Source organism: Pseudomonas brassicacearum (assembly GCF_003732265.1).
Classification (GTDB): Bacteria; Pseudomonadota; Gammaproteobacteria; order Pseudomonadales; family Pseudomonadaceae; genus Aquipseudomonas; species Aquipseudomonas brassicacearum_D.
The window spans coordinates 1-635 of the sequence record NZ_MOBK01000423.1; the positions used below are offsets into that span (position 1 = coordinate 1).

1 protein-coding gene is annotated in these 635 nt (G+C 63.3%); it reads left to right on the plus strand.

Annotated elements, in window-relative coordinates; translation table 11 throughout:
- Positions 1 to 635 (plus strand): TilS substrate-binding domain-containing protein (locus tag BK660_RS32040; RefSeq protein WP_185045364.1); only part of this gene is annotated, 635 nt, incomplete at both ends.

The window sequence follows — 635 nt, forward strand, 5'->3', positions numbered from 1 at the left end:
TGGGGCAGGGCATGCTGATTCGCCCGTTGCTGGACGTCTCTCGTTCCGAACTGGAGGCGTATGCGCAGGCTCATCAATTGCGCTGGATTGAAGACCCGTCGAATCAGGATCGACAGCTTTCGCGCAATTACCTGCGGCATCAGGTCATGCCGTTGCTGACCGAGCGCTGGCCGCAAGCGCAGGCGAGCATGGTCCGCAGCGCCGCGCATCTGCGTGAGGCCAAGGGACTGCTTGATGAGTTGGCGCAGATCGATCTGACAACCGCCGCCACCGCGCATGATTTCGAATGGCTGGGGCTGCCTTCGCTGGAACTGGCGCCGCTGGCTGCGCTGTCTGCTGCGCGTCAACGAAATGTAATCAGCCATTGGCTCGAACCGCTGACCCGTTTGCCCGACACTGACCATTGGTCGGGTTGGACCGATCTCTGCGAAGCCGGCCACGACGCTTCACCCGTTTGGCGCCTGGCCGACGGTGAGTTGCACCGAAGCGCCGGTCGTGTGTGGTGGCTCAGCGGTGACTGGCTGCGTTCACCAGTGATCGGGTGCGAGTGGCAGAGCCCGGCGTCAGCGCTACGCTTGGCCGATAACGGACGTGTCATGTTCAGCGGGCAGACTCCTTCCGGGCCGCTGCGCATT